Genomic DNA, 21118 nt, shown 5'->3' with positions numbered 1-21118 from the left:
TCGTCAATAGCAGCAAAAGAGGTGATTTGAACACCTCTTTTGCTTGGTTGAGTTTACGCTGAGTTGAGTTTACGCTGAAAATGTCGGAATACCGCTATGGAACTTAAAGTCGCTATCCGGTGAGGAAATTAATTTAGCTTCAACATTAGCGAAGTGCTCGATACGTTCTGAAATATCTTTACTTGCAATCTGTTCTGCGAGTTCCAAGTAGTCTTGATAGTGTCGTGCTTCTGAGCGTAAAAGAGAAAAATAAAATTTTCCTACATCGTGCTCTAAATAAGGTGCTAGTTTTGCGAAACGTTCACATGAACGGGCTTCAATAAATGCGCCAATAATAAGCTTATCGACGAGTGCATCGGGCTCATACGTTTTGACGTGTTTAAGCATCCCCTTAGCATATCGACTAGCGTTAATTGGCTGATATTCAAATCCCTTTTGTTGGATAAGTTCAAGTACTTGATAAAAATGATGCAGCTCTTCTTTGATCAAGAGTACCATTTTATCAATCATCGCTTGTCCATAAAGGCAGTTTGGCTTCGCTTGAATAGACTTGGAGAGCTGATTTTTTCCTTGTAACGTGTTGAGGTTACCGACGCATTTGTAAGCAAACTGCTCATAAGGTGCTGATAACTGGCTTAGTTGCCGGCTTCCTTCCTCTGTCACTACGTAGCGTTTAAGTAAAAACATAGCGCTTTGTGCGGCTTTCAGCTCACACAATAAGTGGTCACGGAGGATAATTGACAGATTTTCGGGTTTTTGAGCTTCATTAAGCCAAGCATCGGGGGTTGCACAAGCGAGAAATTGCTTAAGTGGATTGATTAGCTGTTCAATAGCGGGTGTATTGTTGATCATAAGCCATTAAAAAGTTCATATATTATGTTGCCATGAATAGGTGAGTAGTGGGGGAGATTATTACCACTTTTTCTTTTCACCAAAGAGCGCTTCCATATCACTATCTCGTTCTTTTTCTTCACGTTGTTGAACTTCAGATGCATTTTTGGTTTGGCGACGTGATTCGACTTCATCATACATGGCTTGTAACTTTTCTCGAGCTTGATGAGAATAACTGTCATTTTTGGTACTTAGCACGTCTAATCCTTTGCGAAGTAACTGTAAGGCGGTTCCGGGTTGGCCTCGAACAATTGAATCTTTAGCTCGTTTAATGACATTTTCGATATTAATACGGATCTGTATGGTTTCTAATCGAGCATTTTCAGTGACATAAGCTTGGGTATCAAAACGGCCTTTATTATGTTCACTACGGATAGTATCACGTAACCGTTTGACTAATTTTAGCATGACGATGGCTTGCTTATCGCTAGTCGGGACTTTAAATGTAGTACTTTCTCCACCCGGGTGGTTTTCTTTTAGGTGTTGGATTTGTGTCTGCATATTTTCAACACGTTGAGCTAATTGCTTATTTTTTGGATCGAGATCTAACATATTTTGTAGGGCGTCAAGAATACGGGTATTCAAGCAAACAAGTAGATCTTTACTAAACGGAAGATGATGAGCATTGCCGATTAAGTCTTCGGTAGCATCAATAATGGTTAGGTACCTTGCTGACTCTTGTTTTTTGGTTGTTTCAATCTTGAGTCTGTATTGCAGCATGATGTTATAACCCAAGATTAAAACCAATAGAATGGCCACCAGAGCGATAATTAAACCTATATTCATAAAATCCGTATCTTTTTTAAAAGGCCCAATGCCAGAGCATACACTATCCTAGCTTCTCTCTACACCATCTACCAAGAGTCAATGTGCATTATTTGTGCTTGCCGCATAAAAAAATGCAACAGAGCGATCATTTTTAGGGTAGGCGCTCATTTTTCTTAATGATGATCGAAATGTGCCGCGTTTGTACAACTATTTATTGTAAGCTCTTTGCATTGTGTTCGTGAAGCGTTATAACTAATCATTATAAACCATAGAACGGCGATGTCGCACTTCTCAGAAGGAAATAAGATAAATTATGAAGTTGCAGCAACTTAAATATATTGTAGAAGTGGTCAATCATAACTTAAATGTGTCGGCGACAGCAGAAAGTTTGTATACCTCACAACCTGGTATCAGTAAACAAGTTCGCTTATTAGAAGATGAGCTCGGGATACAGATTTTTGAGCGCAGCGGCAAGCATTTGACCCAAGTGACCCATGCTGGTCAAGAGGTTATCCGGATTGCCACCGAAATTCTTGCGCGAACAGAAAGCATTAAATCGGTTGCCGCAGAGCATACTCATCCAGAAATGGGCACGTTGAATATTTCAACCACCCATACCCAAGCTCGTTATGCATTACCTGATGTAATTAAAGGTTTTACTGCTCGCTATCCGAAAGTGTCTTTGCATATGCACCAAGGCACGCCGAGTCAAATGTCTGAGGCGATCGCTAAGGGTATTGCCAATTTTGCCATTGCTACTGAAGCACTCCATTTATATCAAGATGCGATCATGTTGCCTTGCTACCATTGGAATCGCTCCATTGTTGTGCCTCACGATCACCCATTGGCACAGAAAGCTTCTGTTACCATTGAAGATGTTGCGGCTTACCCTTTGGTCACTTATGTGTTTGGTTTTACTGGGCGTTCAGAACTTGATACCGCCTTTAATCGTGTTGGGTTGCATCCTCGAGTGGTGTTTACGGCCACGGATGCTGATGTGATTAAAACTTACGTTCGAATGGGGGTGGGGATTGGGGTGATAGCCAGTATGGCGATTGATAAAGAGCAAGACACTGATTTAGTGGCCATTGATGCCAGCCACATTTTTGGTGCGAGTACCACGAGCATTGGTTTTCGTCGTGGTACTTTTTTGCGCACATATATGTATGATTTTATGGAACGTTTCGCTCCTCATTTAACCAGACCTGTGGTTGAGCGTGCGATTTCTTTAAAATCTAATGCTGAAATCGAAGAGATGTTTAAAGATATCGAGCTGCCGGTACGCTAATGCTTTCCTCCTCATAAGTACCACTCTAAAATAGGCCATTATTTGAGGAGGGCGCATGCGCGATTGTTTTCAATACATTGATACTTATCTTAGTCAGACGCAGCCTTTCTGGCGTTTTGAGCCTTTTCATGATAGTGGCTTAGCAACAGCGCCTTGGTCTTCAATAGCTCCTGAGTTAGAGGCGTGGTTGAGTACCCTTTCAAATGAACAGGTTGCTGAATTGAAACAGCAGCCTGAACCATTAATAGCTATGCTATCGGTCCATATCCCTAAACTTGATCATATTGTTCAATCTTTGCGTCTGTTGTTATCGAATGGGCAATCGAATGATTTTTGTGAGGCGTATAGTGAGCCTTATCCTGGGGTTCCTGGTCGTAAGTTTGTGCAGATAAAAAGTTTGGGGGCTTTTCTGGTCAGTCGACATCAAGGTGAAGCTTGGTTAGAGTGGTGTTCGGGTAAAGGATACCTTGGCCGTTGGCTTGCCTCTCACTCATCTCATCCCGTGGTGAGTTTTGAATACCAAGAGGCATTATGTGAGCAAGGCCAATTGGAGGCGGATCGTTTAGGGTTAAGGATGAATTTTGTTCAAGGTGATGCATTGGATGTGCGCAGCCAGCGTTTATTTAAAGCGCATCAGCATGCCGTTGCATTGCATGCCTGTGGTGATTTACATGTTCGCTTATTGCAGTATGCGGTGACGAATCAGTTAGCGGCCATTACCTTTTCTCCTTGTTGTTATCATTTGATTGAAGGTGAATATTATAGTCCTCTTTCTCAGCTAGCAAAACGATCTGCTTTGAATTTGACTCGGAATGAATTGAGAATCCCGTTGCAGGAAACCGTGACCGGAGGGGAGCGTGTTAAGCGCCATCGTTGGTTGGAAATGACCTACCGACTCGGATGGGATGAGTTGTTAAAAGCTGAACTCGGTTATCAAGAATACCTTCCGACCCCGAGTGTTAAAAAGTCGCAGTTAAATGAAGGCTTTGAGGCTTTTTGTTGTTGGGCGGCCGCTAAAAAGGGCATGACCTTACCCACTATTCATTTTGAATATTATCATCAAAAAGGTATTGAGCGTTTTTGGAAAATGGAGCGACTCAGTTTAGTTCAACATGGTTTTCAACGTTTACTTGAGTTGTGGCTTGTTTTGGATCGGGCGCTATTTCTACAAGAGCAAGGGTATCGAGTTGAGATCGGTGAGTTTTGTCGGCGAGCTATCACACCGAGAAACCTTGTGATTCATGCACAAAAAGATAACCGGGTATCCCCCGGCTATTGATTGGCTTTATTCACTTAATCGGTTAATGGCATCAAGTGGCGAGACATACGGTAGTTTGAAATTATCGGCAACTTCTCGACAGGTAACTTGGCCATGAATGACATTGAGGCCCTTCAAAAATCCGGGGTCACTCAGCAATGCTTGTTGATAGCCTTGGTTAGCTAATTTGATAATATAGGGAAGCGTTGCGTTATTGAGAGCAAAAGTCGATGTGCGAGCAACCGCTCCGGGCATATTCGCGACACAGTAATGGACAACGTCATCGACCACATAAGTTGGGTTGTCATGGGTAGTGGGGCGAGATGTCTCGAAACAGCCACCTTGGTCAATGGCAACATCGACAACGGCAGAACCGGGCTTCATTCGTTTAATATGCTCTTTAGTGACTAATTTGGGTGCGGTGGCCCCCGGAATGAGTACGGCTCCAATAACGAGATCGGCGGCAAGAATTTGCTGTTCAATTGCTTCGTTGGTGGAGAAAAGCAGTTTGACTCGCCCTTGAAATTCTTGGTCTAGCTTTCGGAGTACATCCACATTTCGGTCTAAAATGGTTACGTCCGCTTTTAAACCGATAGCCATTCTTGCCGCATTGGCACCAACCATCCCTCCGCCAAGGATAACGACTTTGGCCGGTGCGACACCGGGTACGCCACCTAAGAGTAAGCCCATACCGGCTTGTGATTTTTCTAGGGTAAGCGCTCCGGCTTGTATTGCCATTCTACCTGCTACTTCAGACATAGGGGCTAATAGTGGTAAGCGTCCCATATGATCTGTTACAGTCTCATAGGCGATGCAAACCGCGTTACTCTTGATAAGTGCTTCAGTTTGTGGAAAATCTGGGGCAAGATGTAGATAGGTAAATAGAATTTGTCCTTCTTTTAGCATCGATCGTTCTACAACCTGAGGCTCTTTAACTTTTATAATCATGTCTGCTTGCGCAAATAAGTCTGCAGCAGAGTGAATAATGGATGCCCCGGCAGCGATGTAATCATCGTCTGAGAAACCGATACCTGTGCCTGCATGGGTTTCGACAATCACTTGGTGGCCATAAGTGAGAAGTTCTCTCACATTAGCAGGAATCATTCCCACTCTATACTCGTGGTTTTTGATTTCTTTTGGGATGCCAATTATCATCCTGACTCCTTAGTTGTAGGGTTAGTGAATGTAGTCACGTTGTATCGAATTTATAACTAGTTTAGTTGTGCATATATAAAGTTTGATGCTGAATATCAAAAAGTTATAGTATATTTTTTTGCAAGGAAGTAATAAGGTGGAATAAAAAATGGCAGACAACTATAAAAGGCCGTCCAAGGATCTTGACCGGATTGATCGCAATATCTTAAATGAGTTGCAAAAAGATGGTCGTATTTCAAACGTTGAATTATCCAAGCGAGTAGGGCTTTCACCGACTCCTTGTTTAGAACGTGTACGTCGTTTAGAGCGTCAAGGGTATATCACCGGATATACTGCGTTACTCAACCCTCAATATCTCGATGCTTCACTGCTCGTGTTTGTTGAGATCACGTTGAATCGTGGTGCACCAGATGTATTTGAACAATTTAACACTGCGGTACAAAAGCTGGATGATATTCAAGAGTGTCATTTAGTCTCTGGTGATTTTGATTATCTTCTCAAAACTCGAGTCTCAGACATGGGGGCGTATCGCAAGCTTTTGGGGGACACGTTGTTGCGTCTGCCTGGTGTGAATGATACTCGCACTTATGTGGTCATGGAAGAAGTCAAACAAACCAACCAACTGGTGATTAAGACCCGTTAATCTGTTTCTGTCAGTGGAATAGCGAGTTCTTGCCACATTCTGACCGAGATAGATTGGGTTTTTTACCTTGGTATGGTTAAATCTATAAACAAACCGAGCGGCAGTAGCCGCTCGGACTGTTTTCATCGCTCCGATATGCGTATAGTGTATAACATATTGGGCATTATCATAGTCAAGTTGGTTTATGTTCAAAGAGAACAATCATAAAGTTGAAACGATCGTCAAGACCAGTGAAGAGCCTCAGTCTTTGCGCTTGAACGGTAAACAACGATTAAAAGAGTGTGGGCTAATTTTAGCGGTACTCTTTTCCATTTTATTAGCGGTAGCGCTGGTTACTTTTCATCCTGCTGACCCTTCTTGGTCTCAAACTGCTTGGGGCGCTGATATTCAAAATGCAGGAGGAATGATTGGTGCTTGGATCGCAGATACTCTATTTTTTGTCTTTGGCTCATTAGCCTATTTATTACCGATCATTTTAACGTTGAGTGCTTGGGTTTTTTTACGAGCGAGAGAGGAAGATGAACGGCTCGATTTTACCTTGTGGGGAACAAGGTTATTGGGCCTAGCCATATTGATTTTAACCAGTTGTGGCCTTGCTGATATTAATTTTGATGACATCTGGTACTTTTCTTCTGGCGGTGTGATTGGCGATGTATTGACTAGCTTGGCTTTGCCCATCTTAAATTTATTAGGCACAACGCTGGTGTTACTTTTTTTGTGGGGGGCGGGTTTTACCTTACTTACGGGTATTTCTTGGTTAACTATTGTCGAGTGGTTAGGAGAGTTTACCATCCGTGCCTTTCAGTGGTTAGTCAACCGTTGTCGTGGTGAAAAATCCGAATTAGTGGCTCCACAACTGTTAGAACCTAACGTCTCCGCATTTTCTCCTCTCTCTGAACATGATCAACAGGCTCCGGATGAGTCAGTTATGAGTTCATTATCAATCGAAGAAGACCAAAACCAAAACGAGCCACAAGAGCGACGTTTTAATATTCATATCCCTGAGCCTCGTTCGGAAAAAGAGCAGCCAAATCCGGTTGAGTTGTCTGTTTCCCATCGGGGGGACGAACCTTCAGCGACCACTGAGCTTGAAACATTATCTCAAGAAACTGTCCGCGAGGCGCAGCTGTATACCACGATTGAAGAGCTAGAAAATGCGGCGTATCAAAACGATGATTATGCTGAAGATACAAAAGTCGACCTAGAAAAAACGCATCTTAATCCGCATGCTTCGCTGCGGCCATCAACGGAATTCATCGAACCAGAAACACAAGATGGTAGCCAGACAATGGCTTCATTGTCTCAGTCTGATTGGGATGAAGAATCTACAGAACCGATGATTTCAACCTTAGATGTGCTTGAAACGCCAGTGGTAGAGGAGCAAGCCAATATACAGCCTGAAACATCGACAAGAGAGCAGGAAAGTGATGCTGACGATCCAGACGTACAGGCTTTTCAAACCTTGGTATCTGAAGCTCAAGCCAACCTCGCGGCTAAACAGAATCCATTTTTGATGCAGCAAGAGGTTAATTTACCCAAGCCAGCAGAACCGATGCCGACTTTGGCGTTGCTGTATCATCCAGAAAAACGAGAAAACTTTATTGACCGAGCCGCTTTAGAAGAGATTGCCCGTTTAGTGGAATCGAAATTGGCTGATTATAAAATTCAAGCACAAGTTGTGGATATCTTCCCTGGGCCAGTTATTACCCGGTTTGAGTTAGATTTAGCACCTGGAGTAAAGGTAAGCCGTATTTCTAGTTTATCCATGGACTTAGCTCGTTCTCTTTCAGCTATGGCGGTTCGGGTTGTCGAGGTGATTCCAGGTAAACCGTATGTTGGCTTGGAGCTACCGAATATGAGCCGCCAGACGGTCTATTTGTCGGATGTGATCAGTAGTCACCAATTTCAAGAATCAAAATCGCCAACGACCATTGTGTTAGGGCAGGATATTGCGGGTGAAGCTGTCGTCGCCGATTTATCCAAAATGCCTCACGTTCTCGTTGCGGGAACGACAGGTTCCGGAAAATCGGTCGGTGTGAACGTCATGATTCTGAGTATGCTGTATAAATCTACGCCAGAAGATGTTCGTTTTATCATGATTGATCCGAAAATGTTGGAATTATCGATTTATGAAGGGATCCCACATTTACTTGCGGAAGTCGTCACCGATATGAAAGATGCGTCTAACGCATTACGTTGGTGTGTGGGCGAGATGGAGCGTCGTTATAAATTGATGTCCGTGTTAGGGGTCAGAAATATAAAAGGCTTTAACGATAAGCTGAAAATGGCCGCACAAGCAGGGCATCCGATTCATGATCCTCTCTGGAATGATTCGGAAAGTATGGACAGCGAACCCCCATTGTTGGAAAAACTGCCTTATATTGTCGTGGTGGTCGATGAGTTTGCCGATTTAATGATGGTGGTCGGTAAAAAGGTTGAAGAGTTAATTGCGCGTTTAGCTCAAAAAGCACGTGCAGCGGGTATTCACCTTATTCTGGCTACTCAACGACCGTCGGTCGATGTGATTACCGGATTGATTAAGGCAAATATTCCAACGCGAGTTGCCTTTACTGTTTCAACCAAAACAGACTCACGAACCATTTTGGATCAAGGTGGTGCCGAGTCGTTATTAGGGATGGGCGACATGCTTTATTTACCAGCAGGCTCTAGCCATACCATTCGTGTGCATGGTGCTTTTGCTTCTGATGACGATGTTCATGCGGTCGTGAATAACTGGAAAGCGCGTGGAAAACCGAATTATATCAGTGACATCATTAATGGCGATCAAGGGCCGGATGGATTGTTACCAGGTGAAAAAATGGAAGAGGATGAGGACATAGACCCTCTTTTTGACCAAGTTGTCGAGCATGTGGTTGAAAGTCGTCGAGGTTCTGTATCTGGTGTTCAGCGCCGTTTTAAAATTGGTTATAACCGTGCCGCTCGTATTGTTGAACAACTGGAAGCGCAAGGCATTGTCAGCGCTCCGGGGCATAATGGTAATCGAGAAGTACTCGCGCCCGCGCCTACTAGGGGCTGTTGACCTTAAAAATTAATGTCTGTTTCTTTATCTTATACTGCTGAGCGTGAGCTAGGTACTGTTGACCTTTCGAATGGAATTTAACCGTGAAAGGTCAACGGAACCTAATCTTTCTATCTCGCAATTTTCTTTATTTTTATCCTCAAGATTTAACTCGTGATACACAAAACTACTTTTTATACCCTCCTACTTGAAGTTGTAGGGGGGCTGGCTACGTTTGTTCACGCCAATTGCATAGCCTGTCTATGCCCATGGAGATGATAAGAACCATCCGTGTCTCTCACCAAAGGCCAGCCTACGGCTGTTGAAATTGATTCCAGACCAATTTGTCACTCACTTGTCGCCTACCTGTAACGCCAAATGGTTTGAGTATCATCTCATCTTGAGTGATCTCCCGATGCCATTTATTTACATTCCGTTGCTGAATTATTTTTTTCAATAAAAAAATTAACAATAATAATCATGCCACTATTTTATTTCTTATCCAAATTAATTCCATAAGCGTGATGGAGGAAATATTTCTTATCATTCATTGAGTGGGAACGGTTCCTTGTGTGATCGGATTCATGGTTTCTATGGTTTTGGTAAATGTAGACTCTCCACCGTCGGCAGCATGCAAGGAGGCACATGTACAGTGGTTGCTGACCTCGGGAATGAAAAGGTTGCCACATTTCAACAATGTATCCCCTAATCTATGTTCATTTCTGAGTAGCGCTAAGGAAAAGCATTAAACCAATAAAATCAAGATAATGGCCTTAAGGTCAATGGAGATAATAATGAAATTTAATACCTTTGGTAAACTTTCGCTTGCTTCCGTTTTAGTTTCTACAGCACTGGCAGCACATGCTGGGATCAGCGTTGAAAATGAAAAGGGTCTATTCACGATTGGTGGTGACGTTGAGTATGATCTCAATGTGGTGGATAAAGAAAGAAAGAACCAAGATCGTCAAGATTTTAGTCAAAGTGGCCGGATTTTGGTGCAAATTGCTGCTGAGCGTGCTGTTGCCAATGATCATTATCTGAAAGTGCAAGTTCAGCCACTACTGAAATCAACGGGTGATGTGGATTTAGATGATGCCTTCTTCGCAATGGGTCGCCAAGCGGATTGGGAAGTGAAAATTGGGCGTTTTGAAGCGTTTGATATGTTCCCTGTTGGGCAAGATACCATGCTCGATTTTGCAAAAGTCGATGTGAATAATAATGTTATTGAACCTTATCGCTTAAAAGACGCTCGAGGCCGTGGTGATTATGGCCAAGTAAGCTATGCAAAATCGCTCGATAAGTTGTATTTTGAAGTAGGATCACTGTTTAAAGAAAATAGTGGTGCGGATCAAAATGCTGTGTTTGTGCGACCGGTTGTCGCTTTTCAGGCAACAGATAGTCTGCGCTTTGCCGCCGGTATGGAAGCGAATTTAACGGCGGATAAGGCAGATGCTGAGAATGATTATCTTGGCTATGGGGCAACCATTAAATATGCGGTGTCAGATTTTAGCTTAGATGTAAGTTATGCGTACCGTGATTTTGATACCACTGATCAAGAAGACTCCTCAATCGGTGCTGTTATTCAGTATAAACGTTTTGGTTTAGGCCATATCTATTCAGAAACTGACACGGGCAGCAAAGAGAAAATGAATACCACTTGGGCATCTTATGAGATTGCTAATGTGATGGATGTGCAAGATTTCTCTATCTACCTTGGATCTTACTTCTCTAAAGTGGATAACGATAACGATGACCAAGATGTCGGCGTTCGTGTACGTTTCAAGTACTTCTTTTAATTGGTAATTCACACAATTTATTTGCCCACCGCTTGGTGGGCTTTTTATTGTTTATGCTGCCCGCTTAAGACACTGAGCCACTAACACAGCAGCAAGCGCTATCAAGTTACCAACAAAAATAACCACTAACCATTGTGGCATCGTCAAGGTTATAAATTGCCAAGAAATGTCACTACAGTCCCCATAAGCCTCAAACATCCAAGGTACCCACTGGTTGAGTGGTGCCCAATCTGGAAACGTGACAAACAGATCACAGGTATTAAATGGCGACGGATTTAATTGGTAATCCACATGCTCGATAGAAAGGGTGAGTCCTTGGTAGGCGCTTATCCCCCAAACAATAAATCCTGACCAGCGAAGTCCTCGCTGTTTGGGATTGAGTAGGCCAATGAACGCTCCTACACCGATACCCAACATTGCGATTCGTTCATAAATACACATCACACATGGGGACAGCATCATTATATGTTGGAAATAGAGGGCACAAAGCTCAAAGAAGAGCACGAAAATGAATAATAGAGCCCAAGAGAGGCGATTATGAGAGAAACGTTGGAGTTGCAAAAGAGCGTTCACATCATCATCCTTGCGTAATTAAGAAAATATTCAAGCCATTGATGTTTATTGGCATCAATGGCTTGTTCTAGTATTCAGAGCTTTTTAGCGTGGAATAGTTTCTTATTCAATACAAATTTTTAATGACCAACAATAGCAGCGGCGGCTTTGAGACTATGATGAGTGATCCAACCCATCTCGTAAAAGTAGCTAGTCATGGGCTCGAGTAGGAAAATGATCCCGCCTAAACCGATTAAACTCATTACGATAGTATATGGCAAAGCCATGACCACCATTCGTCCATAAGACAGTCGGATTAATGGTGCCAGTGCTGAAGTTAACAGAAACAAGAAAGCAGCCTGTCCATTCGGTGTTGCAACAGAAGGGAGGTTTGTGCCCGTATTGATTGCCACCGCAAGGAGATCGAATTGATCGCGAGAAATCAATCCGTGCGTTAATGCAGATTGCACCTCACTGATGTATACCGTGCCGACAAAGACATTGTCGGATACCATCGACAGTAGACCATTGGCGATATAAAACAGAGCGAGCTGTACACCTTTATCTTCAATATGCAGCACACTGTCGATGATCGGAGTAAATAATTGTTGATCAATAATCACCGCAACAATGGAGAAGAAAACAGCTAACAGTGCAGTAAACGGCAAGGCTTCTTCAAATGCTTTACCTAAAGCATGTTCTTCGACGATACCTGAAAAACTGGTCGCAAGAATAATCACGGATAAACCGATGAGGCCAACAGCGGCCAAATGTAGCGCTAATCCGACAATGAGCCAGACCGCGATAATCGCTTGAACCCAAAGTTTAGCGATATCTTGTTGCGTTCTATGCAGGCGAGTTTCGCTATCGAAATCCATCAAGACTTGGCGAACATTGGCTGGTAGTTCTGCTCCATAACCAAATATTTTAAAACGTTCGACCAATAGGCAGGTGAGAAGTCCGCAAATAAAAACAGGTACAGTGATGGGTGACATACGAATTAAAAATTCACCAAACAGCCAGCCAGCATGGTCAGCAATAATCAGGTTTTGTGGTTCGCCAACCATCGTCATCACACCACCTAAAGCCGTTCCGACCCCAGCATGCATCAGTAGCGAGCGTAAAAATGCGCGATAGTTTTCTAAGTCATCACGAGTCAGTTCTGGTATTTGCTCGTCATGAGTATGATCGTGAGACGGGGCCGACGGTTGTCCTGAGGCAACTTTGTGGTAGATGGAGTAAAACCCAACCGCGACACTAATGATGACCGCGATTACGGTCAGTGCATCTAAAAAACCAGAAAGAAAAGCCGCCGTAACACAAAAAGCCATCGATAAAATCAATTTTGAACGGATACCTAACAGAATCTTAGTGAAGATAAATAACAATAAGTTCTTCATGAAGTAGATACCTGCGACCATAAACATCAGCAGAAGTAAAACTTCAATATTTGCTACTAGCTCATGTTTGACTTGGTCTGGACTTGTCATACCAATGGCGATTGCTTCAATAGCTAACAAGCCACCAGGTTGTAGTGGGTAGCATTTTAATGCCATGGCTAGTGTGAAAATAAATTCAGCCACCAGTAACCAACCGGCCACAAAAGGATGAATAAAAAAGAAAACAATCGGATTGATGATTAAAAAGGCAATGATGGCAATTTTGTACCAGTCTGGTGCTTTACCTAAAAAATTCTTAATAAAGGCGCTTCCGAGTGATATCGGCATGATAATTACTCTTGTGTTAGTCAGATTAGACGCTTCATTGATCCAAGGTTGATTAGCCAGTGAATCGCTCTTCATGGCTGGTGGTTAACAACGTTGGATTTCTGGTGTGAAGAATCTAATGGAATCATTTCTCATAATGACTGAGTAAAACTATAAACGGATAAGTTCACACTTTTACTGATTCATTCCCTAAAAGAATAAGCACGGAGGGTGCTTAGGCGCGAACCGCACTAAATGAATAAATTCACAGCTCTCCTTATTGATTGAACGTTGACCAATTAATGGTTTAATGAACCTATAAAATGGTCAAGCCCTATTTCGGATATAGAAGAGTAGTGGATGATCGAGTGTGAGTAAACCACACGAGCGTGCTTTTCACTATTACTTTTTGATAAATTAAATTGAATAAATGAGCGGATATTATCTTGATGAACGATTGAAATAGAGTTGTTACTCTAATGGTAGTGATGTGATGCGTTTAATAATGGTTTGTTTCCGCTCAATGAAAACTAGTGGTATGATGAGTGCTATTCGACCCAAATAAATTAGAAACTGGATGAGTAGTTAATGGTCATCAAAGCAAAAAGCCCAGCAGGTTTTGCAGAAAAATACATTATTGAAAGCATTTGGAATGGTCGTTTCCCTCCGGGATCTATTTTACCTGCCGAGCGAGAGCTTTCGGAGCTGATTGGTGTTACTCGAACGACATTAAGAGAAGTTCTTCAGCGTCTTGCACGAGATGGTTGGTTAACCATTCAGCATGGTAAGCCGACTAAAGTAAATCAGTTTATGGAAACCTCAGGTTTACATATTCTCGACACATTAATGACATTGGATGCTGAAAATGCCACCAGTATCGTTGAAGATTTACTTGCCGCGCGAACCAATATTAGTCCGATATTCATGCGTTACGCATTCAAGATTAATAAAGAGAGCTCAGAGCGGACAATTAGCAATGTGATTGAATCTTGCGAAGCATTATTAGCGGCTGAGTCCTGGGATGTCTTTATTACCACCTCGCCATACGCTGATAAAATTAAACAGCACATCAAAGATGAAACTGATAACGAGGAATATACCCGTGAAGAAATGCTCATAGCGAAGACATTTAATTTTTATGATTATATGTTATTTCAGCGTTTAGCCTTTCATTCCGGCAATCAAATCTACGGTTTGATCTTTAATGGTTTGAAAAAATTGTATGACCGAGTGGGGAGTTATTACTTTTCTAACGCTGAAGCTCGTCAGTTAGCATTATCTTTTTATCGTGACTTGCTAGACGTGTGTTGTTCTGGTGATCGGGATCAATTACCGATAGTCATTCGCCACTATGGTCTTGAAAGTGCGCAAATATGGAATCAAATGAAAACGACGTTACCATCAAACTTTACTGAAGATGATGGCTAGTTTTCCATCAGTGCCATATAAGATTCAGCAGAAAAAGCCCATTGGGCTTTTTCTTTGGTTGAACCTGCGCTTAGAGTTCGCCACCTCCTGCAGCTTGAAACCAACGCGTTAGATGTGTTTTTAGATCTTTCAATTCATCAGGCCCAATCAGAGCAAGCCCTAAATCTTCTGCACGTGTAATATCGTTATGTCTTAATGGACGAAAACTCACTAACATCGCACGGGCTTGCAGCCCGCCAAGTAAGTCGCGTAATGACTCTAACTTGTATAAAGTATCGTCACCATCATCACGCATCCCTTTTGTTTTACACTCTATAATGTGTAGTTTATTGTTGACGACCGTTGCGACATCTAATTCATTACGCACTTCTCGCTCACCGAGTTGACGGTAAACTTGGACGTTAAGTGACCGATCTTGTATGGTTGGCATAATATCTTGTATCTGTTTAACCGTACTGTGTACCAGCGTTTCTAACCACTCGCCGTTGGCAAATCGGCGCGCATCTTCATCGGCAAAAGTGAGTAAACCTTGCTGGTATGTCGCAATATTGGCTTCTACCAGATCCGTGATCAATAAATTGAGTTCACGGTAACCTTGTTGTTTATCGGAGAGCACAACATCTAACCGCTGTTCTTTACGACAGGTCGTCGCTAAGTAATTTAGGGTAGCAAGGCCTGGCCCCAGCTCTAACGCATGGCTAGCCCACCGCTCACCGAGCTGGTACAACTTTTGATCTAACAGAGGAGGGCGGTTATATTCGCTAAATTCTCCTCGTGCGCCAAAAATAGTCAAATAATCGGCAATCGTAATATTGTCTTGTACTTGAGTATCTTGGCTGCCGTCTGGATAGAGCCAGCACAGTCGATCGCTCCGGGGCTCTACGACAAAAATAGGCCAGTGATGAGTTCGAAATACTTCATAAACAGATAATAACCGATGGCGTAGCCCACAGCTGGCATTCAGTTTTACTTCGACTTGGCGATTTTTTAGCTCATCGGCGAGCCGACGGATGGCTAACTTGGTTTCGTTAATATTAGCTTCGTAAGGAATTTCAAAGAACTCAGAAGTGATATCACGTTGTTCTAATACGGTATGTAGACGAGCATACATCACTTTTTGCGTTTGATCACCGATGAAGACAATGTGTCGACTAACGGTTCGATTATCTAATAAGGGGGTGATCAAACGTACTGGATCTTGATCAATAATGCCAACATGAACAGCCATATTCTATCCTCATGTTTGGCTTGCAAAATGGGGGAAAAAGAAAAGAATGAAGCAAGCCCTGCTCATCATATAACGGTGAGCGAGCAAAAAAACAAGGGTGACCGGATAGAAAAGTCACCCTGATGAGCAGTTTTGACGTTAGGCTAACAATCGATACCGAGAACCGCATTCTCGTTGCTTGAAAAATCAGCCATATTGGTATCTTATAACTTAAACCTATGGACGAGTTGACCTTGCTGATTGGCAAGTTGGGTTAGGCTCTCACTCGTCTGTGCGATTTGATTCATGGCTTGGTAGCTTTCGTCCGCGATATGGTTAATATCTTCTATACTCCGTGCGATTGAGCTGGTGGTTTCACTTTGTTCTGCTGCGGCCTGAGAAATATGAGTGCTCATTTGGCTAATCTCTATAATCAGCGCTTGGATTTCTTCCATTGCGCTGTTAGCACTAGAGGCTTGCTCAACCGATTGCTCCATATCTTGCATGCAAGTTTCAATCACTTTACTTGCGGTACCAGAGCTGTTTTGAAGGTTACTGATCATCGTTTCAATTTCTGATGTTGACTCGGTCGTTCGTTGTGCTAAGACGCGAACTTCATCGGCCACCACGGCAAAACCTCGACCTTGTTCTCCTGCTCGAGCGGCTTCAATGGCTGCATTCAGGGCGAGTAAGTTGGTTTGTTCGGCTATGTTACGGATGACGTCTAAAATAGAACCAATTTGGCTACTCATTTTATGTAATTCACCGACAGCATGGACCGAGTCGTTAAGACGAGACTCTAATTGATTGATGGTAGAAATATTATTGCTCATCACTTGTCGGCCGGATTCAGAAGCACTTTCAACTTGCTGAACCATGTGCAGCGAACTTTGCGCGCTATGCGCGACTTCCTGAACGGAATGTGCCATTTCTGTCATCGCTGTGGCCACATTCGCGGTTTGTTCTCGTTGACCATTCAGTTTGTTTTGTGCACTTTGTGAGGTCGATTGATTGCTATTTGCCGTGGCAGTTAAATTATCTGAAGCTTCATTTAACTTGACCAAAATATCATGTAGGTTGTTTGCCAGTGAGTTGATGTGGGTACTGACTCGAGCAAATTCGTTATTGTAGCGGACTTCAATACGCTTGGTCATATCACCTTGTGTGAGGCTTTCGAGAGTAGCAAGAATACGATTGAGTGGGCTACGTACACTATGTGCGATATGATAGCCAATACCGGTAGCAAGTAAGACCACTAAAATCCCAATACCAATCGCTCGATATACGCCTAAATCATAAACTTCGGCTGCTTCTGTTAAGGCTGCATTGAGTTCTTGCGTAGCGGTTTGGTTGAATGAATCAAGAATGACCATCGCATGATCGACTTCAGCCGCTAAGTTGGCAATATTATCATATAAGGCAGTACGAGCTTTTAAGTACTCATTATGTTGATCCAGCACCCCACCTTTTTGTCCAATATCTTGAGTAAATTGGGCAACCGAGTCATCAAACACCTTCTTGAGTTCAGGGAGCTGAGCGGTGAGTCCTCGATAAGAGTAATTGAGGTGAGCCACGGCTTTACGGTTATTTGCCACCGCCTCTTCAACGAAAGCCACATCAGAGCTAGCAAGCGCATCAGAGGTAATTACTTCAGCATCACGAAGTTTGATGAAGTAACTTTTTGCCATAACTTTAACTGAAATACTACTTTGGTCATCCACATACTCTTTCATGCCCACACTAAGCTCAGAGTGCAGACGCTGAAATTTACGCGTTGACTGTTGTACTTTCTCTTGTGACGTAAACATCGCTTGGTAGTTGCTCATTGCATCATAAGCTTCGGTAAAGTAACGTTGTTCTAGCTTTCGTAACTCGTCAATGCGTTCTTCAAGATCGGGGTGAGCAGTGCTTGCTTGTGCTAATTGTTGTAATACGGTGCGAAATTCGGTTTGTGCTTGAACGAATTCGGCGCGCCTTTCTGCCATTCGCTCATTATCTTGAGTGGTTAAAAAATCCTTAAACGATTTGTCCGCGGATAGAAGTTGTACGCTGGTTTGGTTAGACAATGACACGAGTGGTAATGCAGATTTTGAAACCCCTTGAAAGTTGGAGTGGATTTGCTTCATACCATCCATCATGATCATGACGGTGATGGCAAACATAATAATAATTAGTGTAAATCCGGCATACATACGCCTAATAACGGAACCTTGCATGCATCTCTCCCTTGAACATTCTCTCATTAAAAATATGACGCATCTAATATAAAACCGTGTTAAATGCACTTGTTTTTATATAAAACATGTGGTCTACAACACTTACCTTTGATGGTCTTAATCGTTATGACAAACGGTCATAAAAAATTAACAAATTAATCAGTATTGTATGGAGATTAAAAAACGCATTTTATGACGAGAGCTGCAAAAACACTTTTTGCCATTCCATTTATGAATGCAATTGTTGATTTTGATAACTGGATTGTGCTTTTTATTGAGGTTTAATGCCCCTTGTCGCATACTCAGATAAACCTAATAATCTCATTATTCTATTGATGGAGAACTTCATGGCTGAAGAAACCATTTTCAGTAAAATTATCCGTAAAGACATTCCTGCGGATATCCTTTATCAAGATGACCTTGTGACTGCTTTTCGAGATATTAATCCAAGAGCTCCGAGTCATATCTTAATTATCCCTAACAAATTGATTCCCACCGTTAATGATGTACAAGCAGAGGATGAGCTAGCACTCGGGCGATTATTTACGGTGGCAAAGATAATTGCTCAACAAGAAGGCATCGCCGAAGATGGTTACCGTTTATTGGTGAATTGTAATGCTCATGGAGGGCAAGAGGTTTACCATATTCATATGCATCTAGTTGGTGGTCGACCGCTCGGGCCATTATTGATTGGTTAACTTGATATGGCCCAGCGTTGGGCCATTGCTTAACGGTTTCACTTTTGTTTGAGGCGGACAATCGCGTGAGCTTATATTTACGACCTCTATTCCTATTACTCGTCTGTTTATTACTTAATGCCTGTGCCCAGTTCAGCGCTGGCAACCTATTTAGTCACTATAGCGTCCAAAATAAAGCGCTTTATCAAGCGGTAAAAGCGGGCGATTATTCAAGTGCAACGGAATATGTATCCAAACCCGTAGCGGGCGATATTCTTGATAATTTAGAAAAGGGGCGTGTTTATTTCCTCGCTCAGCAATATGTGCAAAGTAAAGCCGCACTAGACATGTCCGTTGCCGCGGTCACTCAGCAGCAAGAAAAAGCAGTCATCTCGCTCAGTTCAACGGCGACGAGTGTGAGTTCATTGGCACTCAATGATAATTTAAGTGAGTATACTCCCGCTGATTATGAATTAGGATTCTTGCACCTTTATTTGGGGTTGAACTATCTTCAACGTAATCAGTTAGAAAGTGCACTTGTGGAAATGCGGCGTGCGAACTTGGTTCAAGAACAAGCGCGAAAAAATCGTCAGGCCGAATTAGAACGGGTACAAAAAGAGCTGCGTAGTACAGGCGTTTCTCCTAATTTAGGTGCGATATTAGCTCAATATCCAGATGCGGGTACAAGGCTACAAGCGGTGCAGAATGGCTATTTATTCTATCTTTCCGCTCTTCTATACGAAGCAGCGAATGATTTAAACAGTGCTTATGTCGATTATCGGCGTGCTTTAGCTGTAGCGGAAAATAACCCAGTGGTGATTGATGGAGTACGACGAGTGGCCCAACGGTTGGGGATGAGAGACGACTTGCGTCAGCTAAATGAGCGTTATGGCTCACCAACTTCACGACAAGCGCAGCAGGGACGAGTGATTATTATTGAAGAATTGGGTGTGGTTGATCCAAGGCAAGAGTGGCGATTATCTTTACCTTTATCTGACAGCCGAGGCAATACCGCATTGTATTCTTTAGCATTACCTTATTATGCATCGAGTCAGCAAGAGGTTTTTGCGCCGTTAATTCTGAATCAGTCACCGCTAAAGGGTGACGTGGTCGTGGACGTTAATGCAATGGCGCACAACGATTTATCTGAGCGAATGCCTACGATGGTGATTCGACAAGTGTTGCGAGTGGTAGTAAAAGATCAAATTCGCAAAGAAAGCACACAAAGTGATGGGTTTGGAAACTTGATTCTTAATGTGTTTAATACATTAACCGAGCAACCAGACACTCGTAGCTGGTTAACCTTGCCCGAACGAGTAGTGACCAGCAGTGCAATTGTCGCGGCAGGTGAACAAGTGTTACAAGTTGGTACGCAACATTATCGATTCACCGTGCCTGAAGGTGGAACGACCTTGGTTTGGTTATCTCGTCAGGGGCGTCATTCCACGCTTTGGCATAAACAGTTGGGAAGGTTATGATGAAAAAAATAGTCGTTACACTGTTAGCGGTGTGGTTAATGAGCGCTTGTACAAGCCATACTACGGGGCTAAGTATTGATGGCGCGAGTCAGCAAGTCTTATTTGGGGATCGCGTTCTGGCGAGTCGCATACAGATTGATGATATTTCAACTCAAAATGTGTATGGAAAAACTCGAGGCATTGTACGTCTTTCAAGTCAATATCGTGGGGATCAACATCTACAATACCGCTTCTATTGGTATGATGCAGATGGGTTGGAAGTGAATATTCAGCCAGGGCCTTGGACATCAGTCATTTTACGTGGTGATGAAACACGATCACTGTCAGAAGTATCGGTTAATCCACAAGGTAAGCAGTTTCGTGTTCAGATTCGCGAACTGGATAATTAGTGGATAGGATAAGTAGAGGGTAAAAATGAATAAAAGTATTGTAGCGCTTCTTGGTCTTGTGGTGTTGCTCGGTGGCTGTTCTAACCGCGTTAGCTATGGTGATGCTCAAGCTGTTGAAACGGTCACCGTTGATTTTGGGTCTACCGATTTACAAAAAATAGCGGCTGATATGGTTGATAGCATGATGATGTCCGGTTCGGTCGCTGCTATTACACGTGATGCACGTCCCATCGTCTTTGTTGAGCGGATCAAAAATAAGACCAGTGAACACATTGATACCGAATCGATCACCGACACCATCAGTACCAAAATGTTGAATTCTGGTAAGTTCCGTTTTGTTGATATGGACCGAGTGGATGCGGTGCGTGCACAGCTTAATTTCCAAAATAATGATGAGCTTGTTGATCAAAGTACAGCCATTCAATTTGGTAAAATGGTTGGGGCGCAGTATATGTTGTATGGCAATTTATCTAGCATTGTAAAAAATGCCGGTAGTGATAAAGATGTCTACTATAAAATGACGATGCGTCTAATGGACTTAAAGACAGGGTTAATCGAATGGGCTGATGAAACAGAAATTCGTAAACAACAGTCGAAAAGTTTCTTAGGTTGGTAAACATTGATGTTTGCTTATTAACGAGGTGAGA

At 42.8% G+C, this 21118-nt stretch carries 17 protein-coding genes; 10 read left to right on the top strand and 7 right to left on the bottom strand.

The features are described 5' to 3' along the window. Nucleotides 1-69: 69 nt before the first annotated feature. Both miaE and CAG57_RS04520 read right to left on the bottom strand, forming a co-directional pair. Nucleotides 70-852 carry a tRNA isopentenyl-2-thiomethyl-A-37 hydroxylase MiaE gene (gene miaE, locus CAG57_RS04525; RefSeq protein WP_161426969.1) on the bottom strand — a complete coding sequence of 261 codons (783 nt, stop codon included), beginning with the start codon at nucleotides 850-852 and terminating at the stop codon, nucleotides 70-72. A 60-nt stretch (nucleotides 853-912) separates the two neighbouring features. Next, nucleotides 913-1677, bottom strand: coding sequence for a DNA repair protein (locus CAG57_RS04520; RefSeq protein WP_099612144.1), 765 nt, complete (start codon nucleotides 1675-1677; stop codon nucleotides 913-915). Between the two features lie 295 nt (nucleotides 1678-1972). Here CAG57_RS04520 and cysB point away from each other — a divergent pair, with 295 nt between their 5' ends. Further along, nucleotides 1973-2947, top strand: a complete 975-nt coding sequence (gene cysB, locus CAG57_RS04515; protein ID WP_161427926.1) for an HTH-type transcriptional regulator CysB — start codon at nucleotides 1973-1975, stop codon at nucleotides 2945-2947. A gap of 55 nt (nucleotides 2948-3002) precedes the next feature. After that, entirely contained in the window at nucleotides 3003-4226 is a 1224-nt protein-coding gene (locus tag CAG57_RS04510) for a methyltransferase (protein ID WP_161427925.1), read from the top strand. 6 nt (nucleotides 4227-4232) lie between these two features. Here the strand turns inward: CAG57_RS04510 and ald are convergent, their stop codons facing one another. Further along, nucleotides 4233-5360, bottom strand: a complete 1128-nt coding sequence (ald, locus tag CAG57_RS04505) for an alanine dehydrogenase (protein ID WP_161427924.1) — start codon at nucleotides 5358-5360, stop codon at nucleotides 4233-4235. A gap of 148 nt (nucleotides 5361-5508) precedes the next feature. On the opposite strand from ald, the gene lrp reads away from it, so the two are divergent. From lrp to CAG57_RS04490, 3 genes are all read left to right on the top strand, one after another. After that, entirely contained in the window at nucleotides 5509-6003 is a 495-nt protein-coding gene (lrp, locus tag CAG57_RS04500) for a leucine-responsive transcriptional regulator Lrp (RefSeq protein WP_004726475.1), read from the top strand. Nucleotides 6004-6187: 184 nt separating this feature from the next. Then, the gene (locus CAG57_RS04495) at nucleotides 6188-9043 is read left to right on the top strand and encodes a DNA translocase FtsK (protein ID WP_161427923.1); all 2856 of its coding nucleotides are present in this window, start codon (nucleotides 6188-6190) and stop codon (nucleotides 9041-9043) included. A gap of 773 nt (nucleotides 9044-9816) precedes the next feature. Continuing rightward, on the top strand, nucleotides 9817-10818 hold the full coding sequence (locus CAG57_RS04490; protein ID WP_161427454.1) for a carbohydrate porin: 1002 nt from the start codon (nucleotides 9817-9819) through the stop codon (nucleotides 10816-10818). Nucleotides 10819-10869: 51 nt separating this feature from the next. Here CAG57_RS04490 and dsbB read toward each other — a convergent pair whose 3' ends face one another. After that, entirely contained in the window at nucleotides 10870-11391 is a 522-nt protein-coding gene (gene dsbB, locus CAG57_RS04485) for a disulfide bond formation protein DsbB (protein ID WP_161427453.1), read from the bottom strand. A 119-nt stretch (nucleotides 11392-11510) separates the two neighbouring features. Further along, entirely contained in the window at nucleotides 11511-13097 is a 1587-nt protein-coding gene (gene nhaB / locus CAG57_RS04480) for a Na(+)/H(+) antiporter NhaB (RefSeq protein ID WP_161427452.1), read from the bottom strand. A 567-nt stretch (nucleotides 13098-13664) separates the two neighbouring features. On the opposite strand from nhaB, the gene fadR reads away from it, so the two are divergent. Continuing rightward, nucleotides 13665-14504 carry a fatty acid metabolism transcriptional regulator FadR gene (fadR, locus tag CAG57_RS04475; protein WP_099612151.1) on the top strand — a complete coding sequence of 280 codons (840 nt, stop codon included), beginning with the start codon at nucleotides 13665-13667 and terminating at the stop codon, nucleotides 14502-14504. A gap of 70 nt (nucleotides 14505-14574) precedes the next feature. Here fadR and CAG57_RS04470 read toward each other — a convergent pair whose 3' ends face one another. Then, a complete protein-coding gene (locus tag CAG57_RS04470; RefSeq protein WP_161427347.1) occupies nucleotides 14575-15732 on the bottom strand; it encodes a DUF1887 family protein in 1158 nt (385 codons plus the stop codon). Nucleotides 15733-15935: 203 nt separating this feature from the next. Then, on the bottom strand, nucleotides 15936-17927 hold the full coding sequence (locus tag CAG57_RS04465; RefSeq protein WP_161430411.1) for a methyl-accepting chemotaxis protein: 1992 nt from the start codon (nucleotides 17925-17927) through the stop codon (nucleotides 15936-15938). 347 nt (nucleotides 17928-18274) lie between these two features. On the opposite strand from CAG57_RS04465, the gene hinT reads away from it, so the two are divergent. The 4 genes from hinT (at nucleotide 18275) to lpoB (ending at nucleotide 21087) form a co-directional block, all read left to right on the top strand. Beyond that, complete coding sequence (hinT, locus tag CAG57_RS04460; RefSeq protein ID WP_099612640.1) at nucleotides 18275-18625, top strand: purine nucleoside phosphoramidase; 351 nt, start codon at nucleotides 18275-18277, stop codon at nucleotides 18623-18625. A gap of 65 nt (nucleotides 18626-18690) precedes the next feature. Continuing rightward, on the top strand, nucleotides 18691-20082 hold the full coding sequence (locus CAG57_RS04455; RefSeq protein WP_161426917.1) for a hypothetical protein: 1392 nt from the start codon (nucleotides 18691-18693) through the stop codon (nucleotides 20080-20082). Then, on the top strand, nucleotides 20082-20471 hold the full coding sequence (locus tag CAG57_RS04450) for a YcfL family protein (protein WP_099612154.1): 390 nt from the start codon (nucleotides 20082-20084) through the stop codon (nucleotides 20469-20471). Before CAG57_RS04455 ends, CAG57_RS04450 begins: the two co-directional genes overlap by 1 nt. Before the next feature lie 25 nt (nucleotides 20472-20496). Continuing rightward, a complete protein-coding gene (gene lpoB / locus CAG57_RS04445; protein ID WP_099612155.1) occupies nucleotides 20497-21087 on the top strand; it encodes a penicillin-binding protein activator LpoB in 591 nt (196 codons plus the stop codon). Nucleotides 21088-21118: the final 31 nt, after the last annotated feature.

Source organism: Vibrio sp. V30_P3S12P165 (assembly GCF_009904905.1).
Taxonomy (GTDB): Bacteria; Pseudomonadota; Gammaproteobacteria; order Enterobacterales; family Vibrionaceae; genus Vibrio; species Vibrio fujianensis.
This window is presented reverse-complemented; position numbering and strand designations above follow the sequence as displayed.

Coding starts and splice junctions, on each gene's coding strand:
- hinT (WP_099612640.1), top strand. CDS start 18,275: ATGGCTGAAGAAACCATTTTCAGTAAAATTATCCGTAAAGACATTCCT.
- nhaB (WP_161427452.1), bottom strand. CDS start 13,097: ATGCCGATATCACTCGGAAGCGCCTTTATTAAGAATTTTTTAGGTAAA.
- miaE (WP_161426969.1), bottom strand. CDS start 852: ATGATCAACAATACACCCGCTATTGAACAGCTAATCAATCCACTTAAG.
- CAG57_RS04510 (WP_161427925.1), top strand. CDS start 3,003: ATGCGCGATTGTTTTCAATACATTGATACTTATCTTAGTCAGACGCAG.
- cysB (WP_161427926.1), top strand. CDS start 1,973: ATGAAGTTGCAGCAACTTAAATATATTGTAGAAGTGGTCAATCATAAC.
- CAG57_RS04490 (WP_161427454.1), top strand. CDS start 9,817: ATGAAATTTAATACCTTTGGTAAACTTTCGCTTGCTTCCGTTTTAGTT.
- CAG57_RS04495 (WP_161427923.1), top strand. CDS start 6,188: ATGTTCAAAGAGAACAATCATAAAGTTGAAACGATCGTCAAGACCAGT.
- lpoB (WP_099612155.1), top strand. CDS start 20,497: ATGAATAAAAGTATTGTAGCGCTTCTTGGTCTTGTGGTGTTGCTCGGT.
- CAG57_RS04470 (WP_161427347.1), bottom strand. CDS start 15,732: ATGGCTGTTCATGTTGGCATTATTGATCAAGATCCAGTACGTTTGATC.
- ald (WP_161427924.1), bottom strand. CDS start 5,360: ATGATAATTGGCATCCCAAAAGAAATCAAAAACCACGAGTATAGAGTG.
- CAG57_RS04520 (WP_099612144.1), bottom strand. CDS start 1,677: ATGAATATAGGTTTAATTATCGCTCTGGTGGCCATTCTATTGGTTTTA.
- CAG57_RS04450 (WP_099612154.1), top strand. CDS start 20,082: ATGAAAAAAATAGTCGTTACACTGTTAGCGGTGTGGTTAATGAGCGCT.
- fadR (WP_099612151.1), top strand. CDS start 13,665: ATGGTCATCAAAGCAAAAAGCCCAGCAGGTTTTGCAGAAAAATACATT.
- lrp (WP_004726475.1), top strand. CDS start 5,509: ATGGCAGACAACTATAAAAGGCCGTCCAAGGATCTTGACCGGATTGAT.
- CAG57_RS04465 (WP_161430411.1), bottom strand. CDS start 17,927: ATGCAAGGTTCCGTTATTAGGCGTATGTATGCCGGATTTACACTAATT.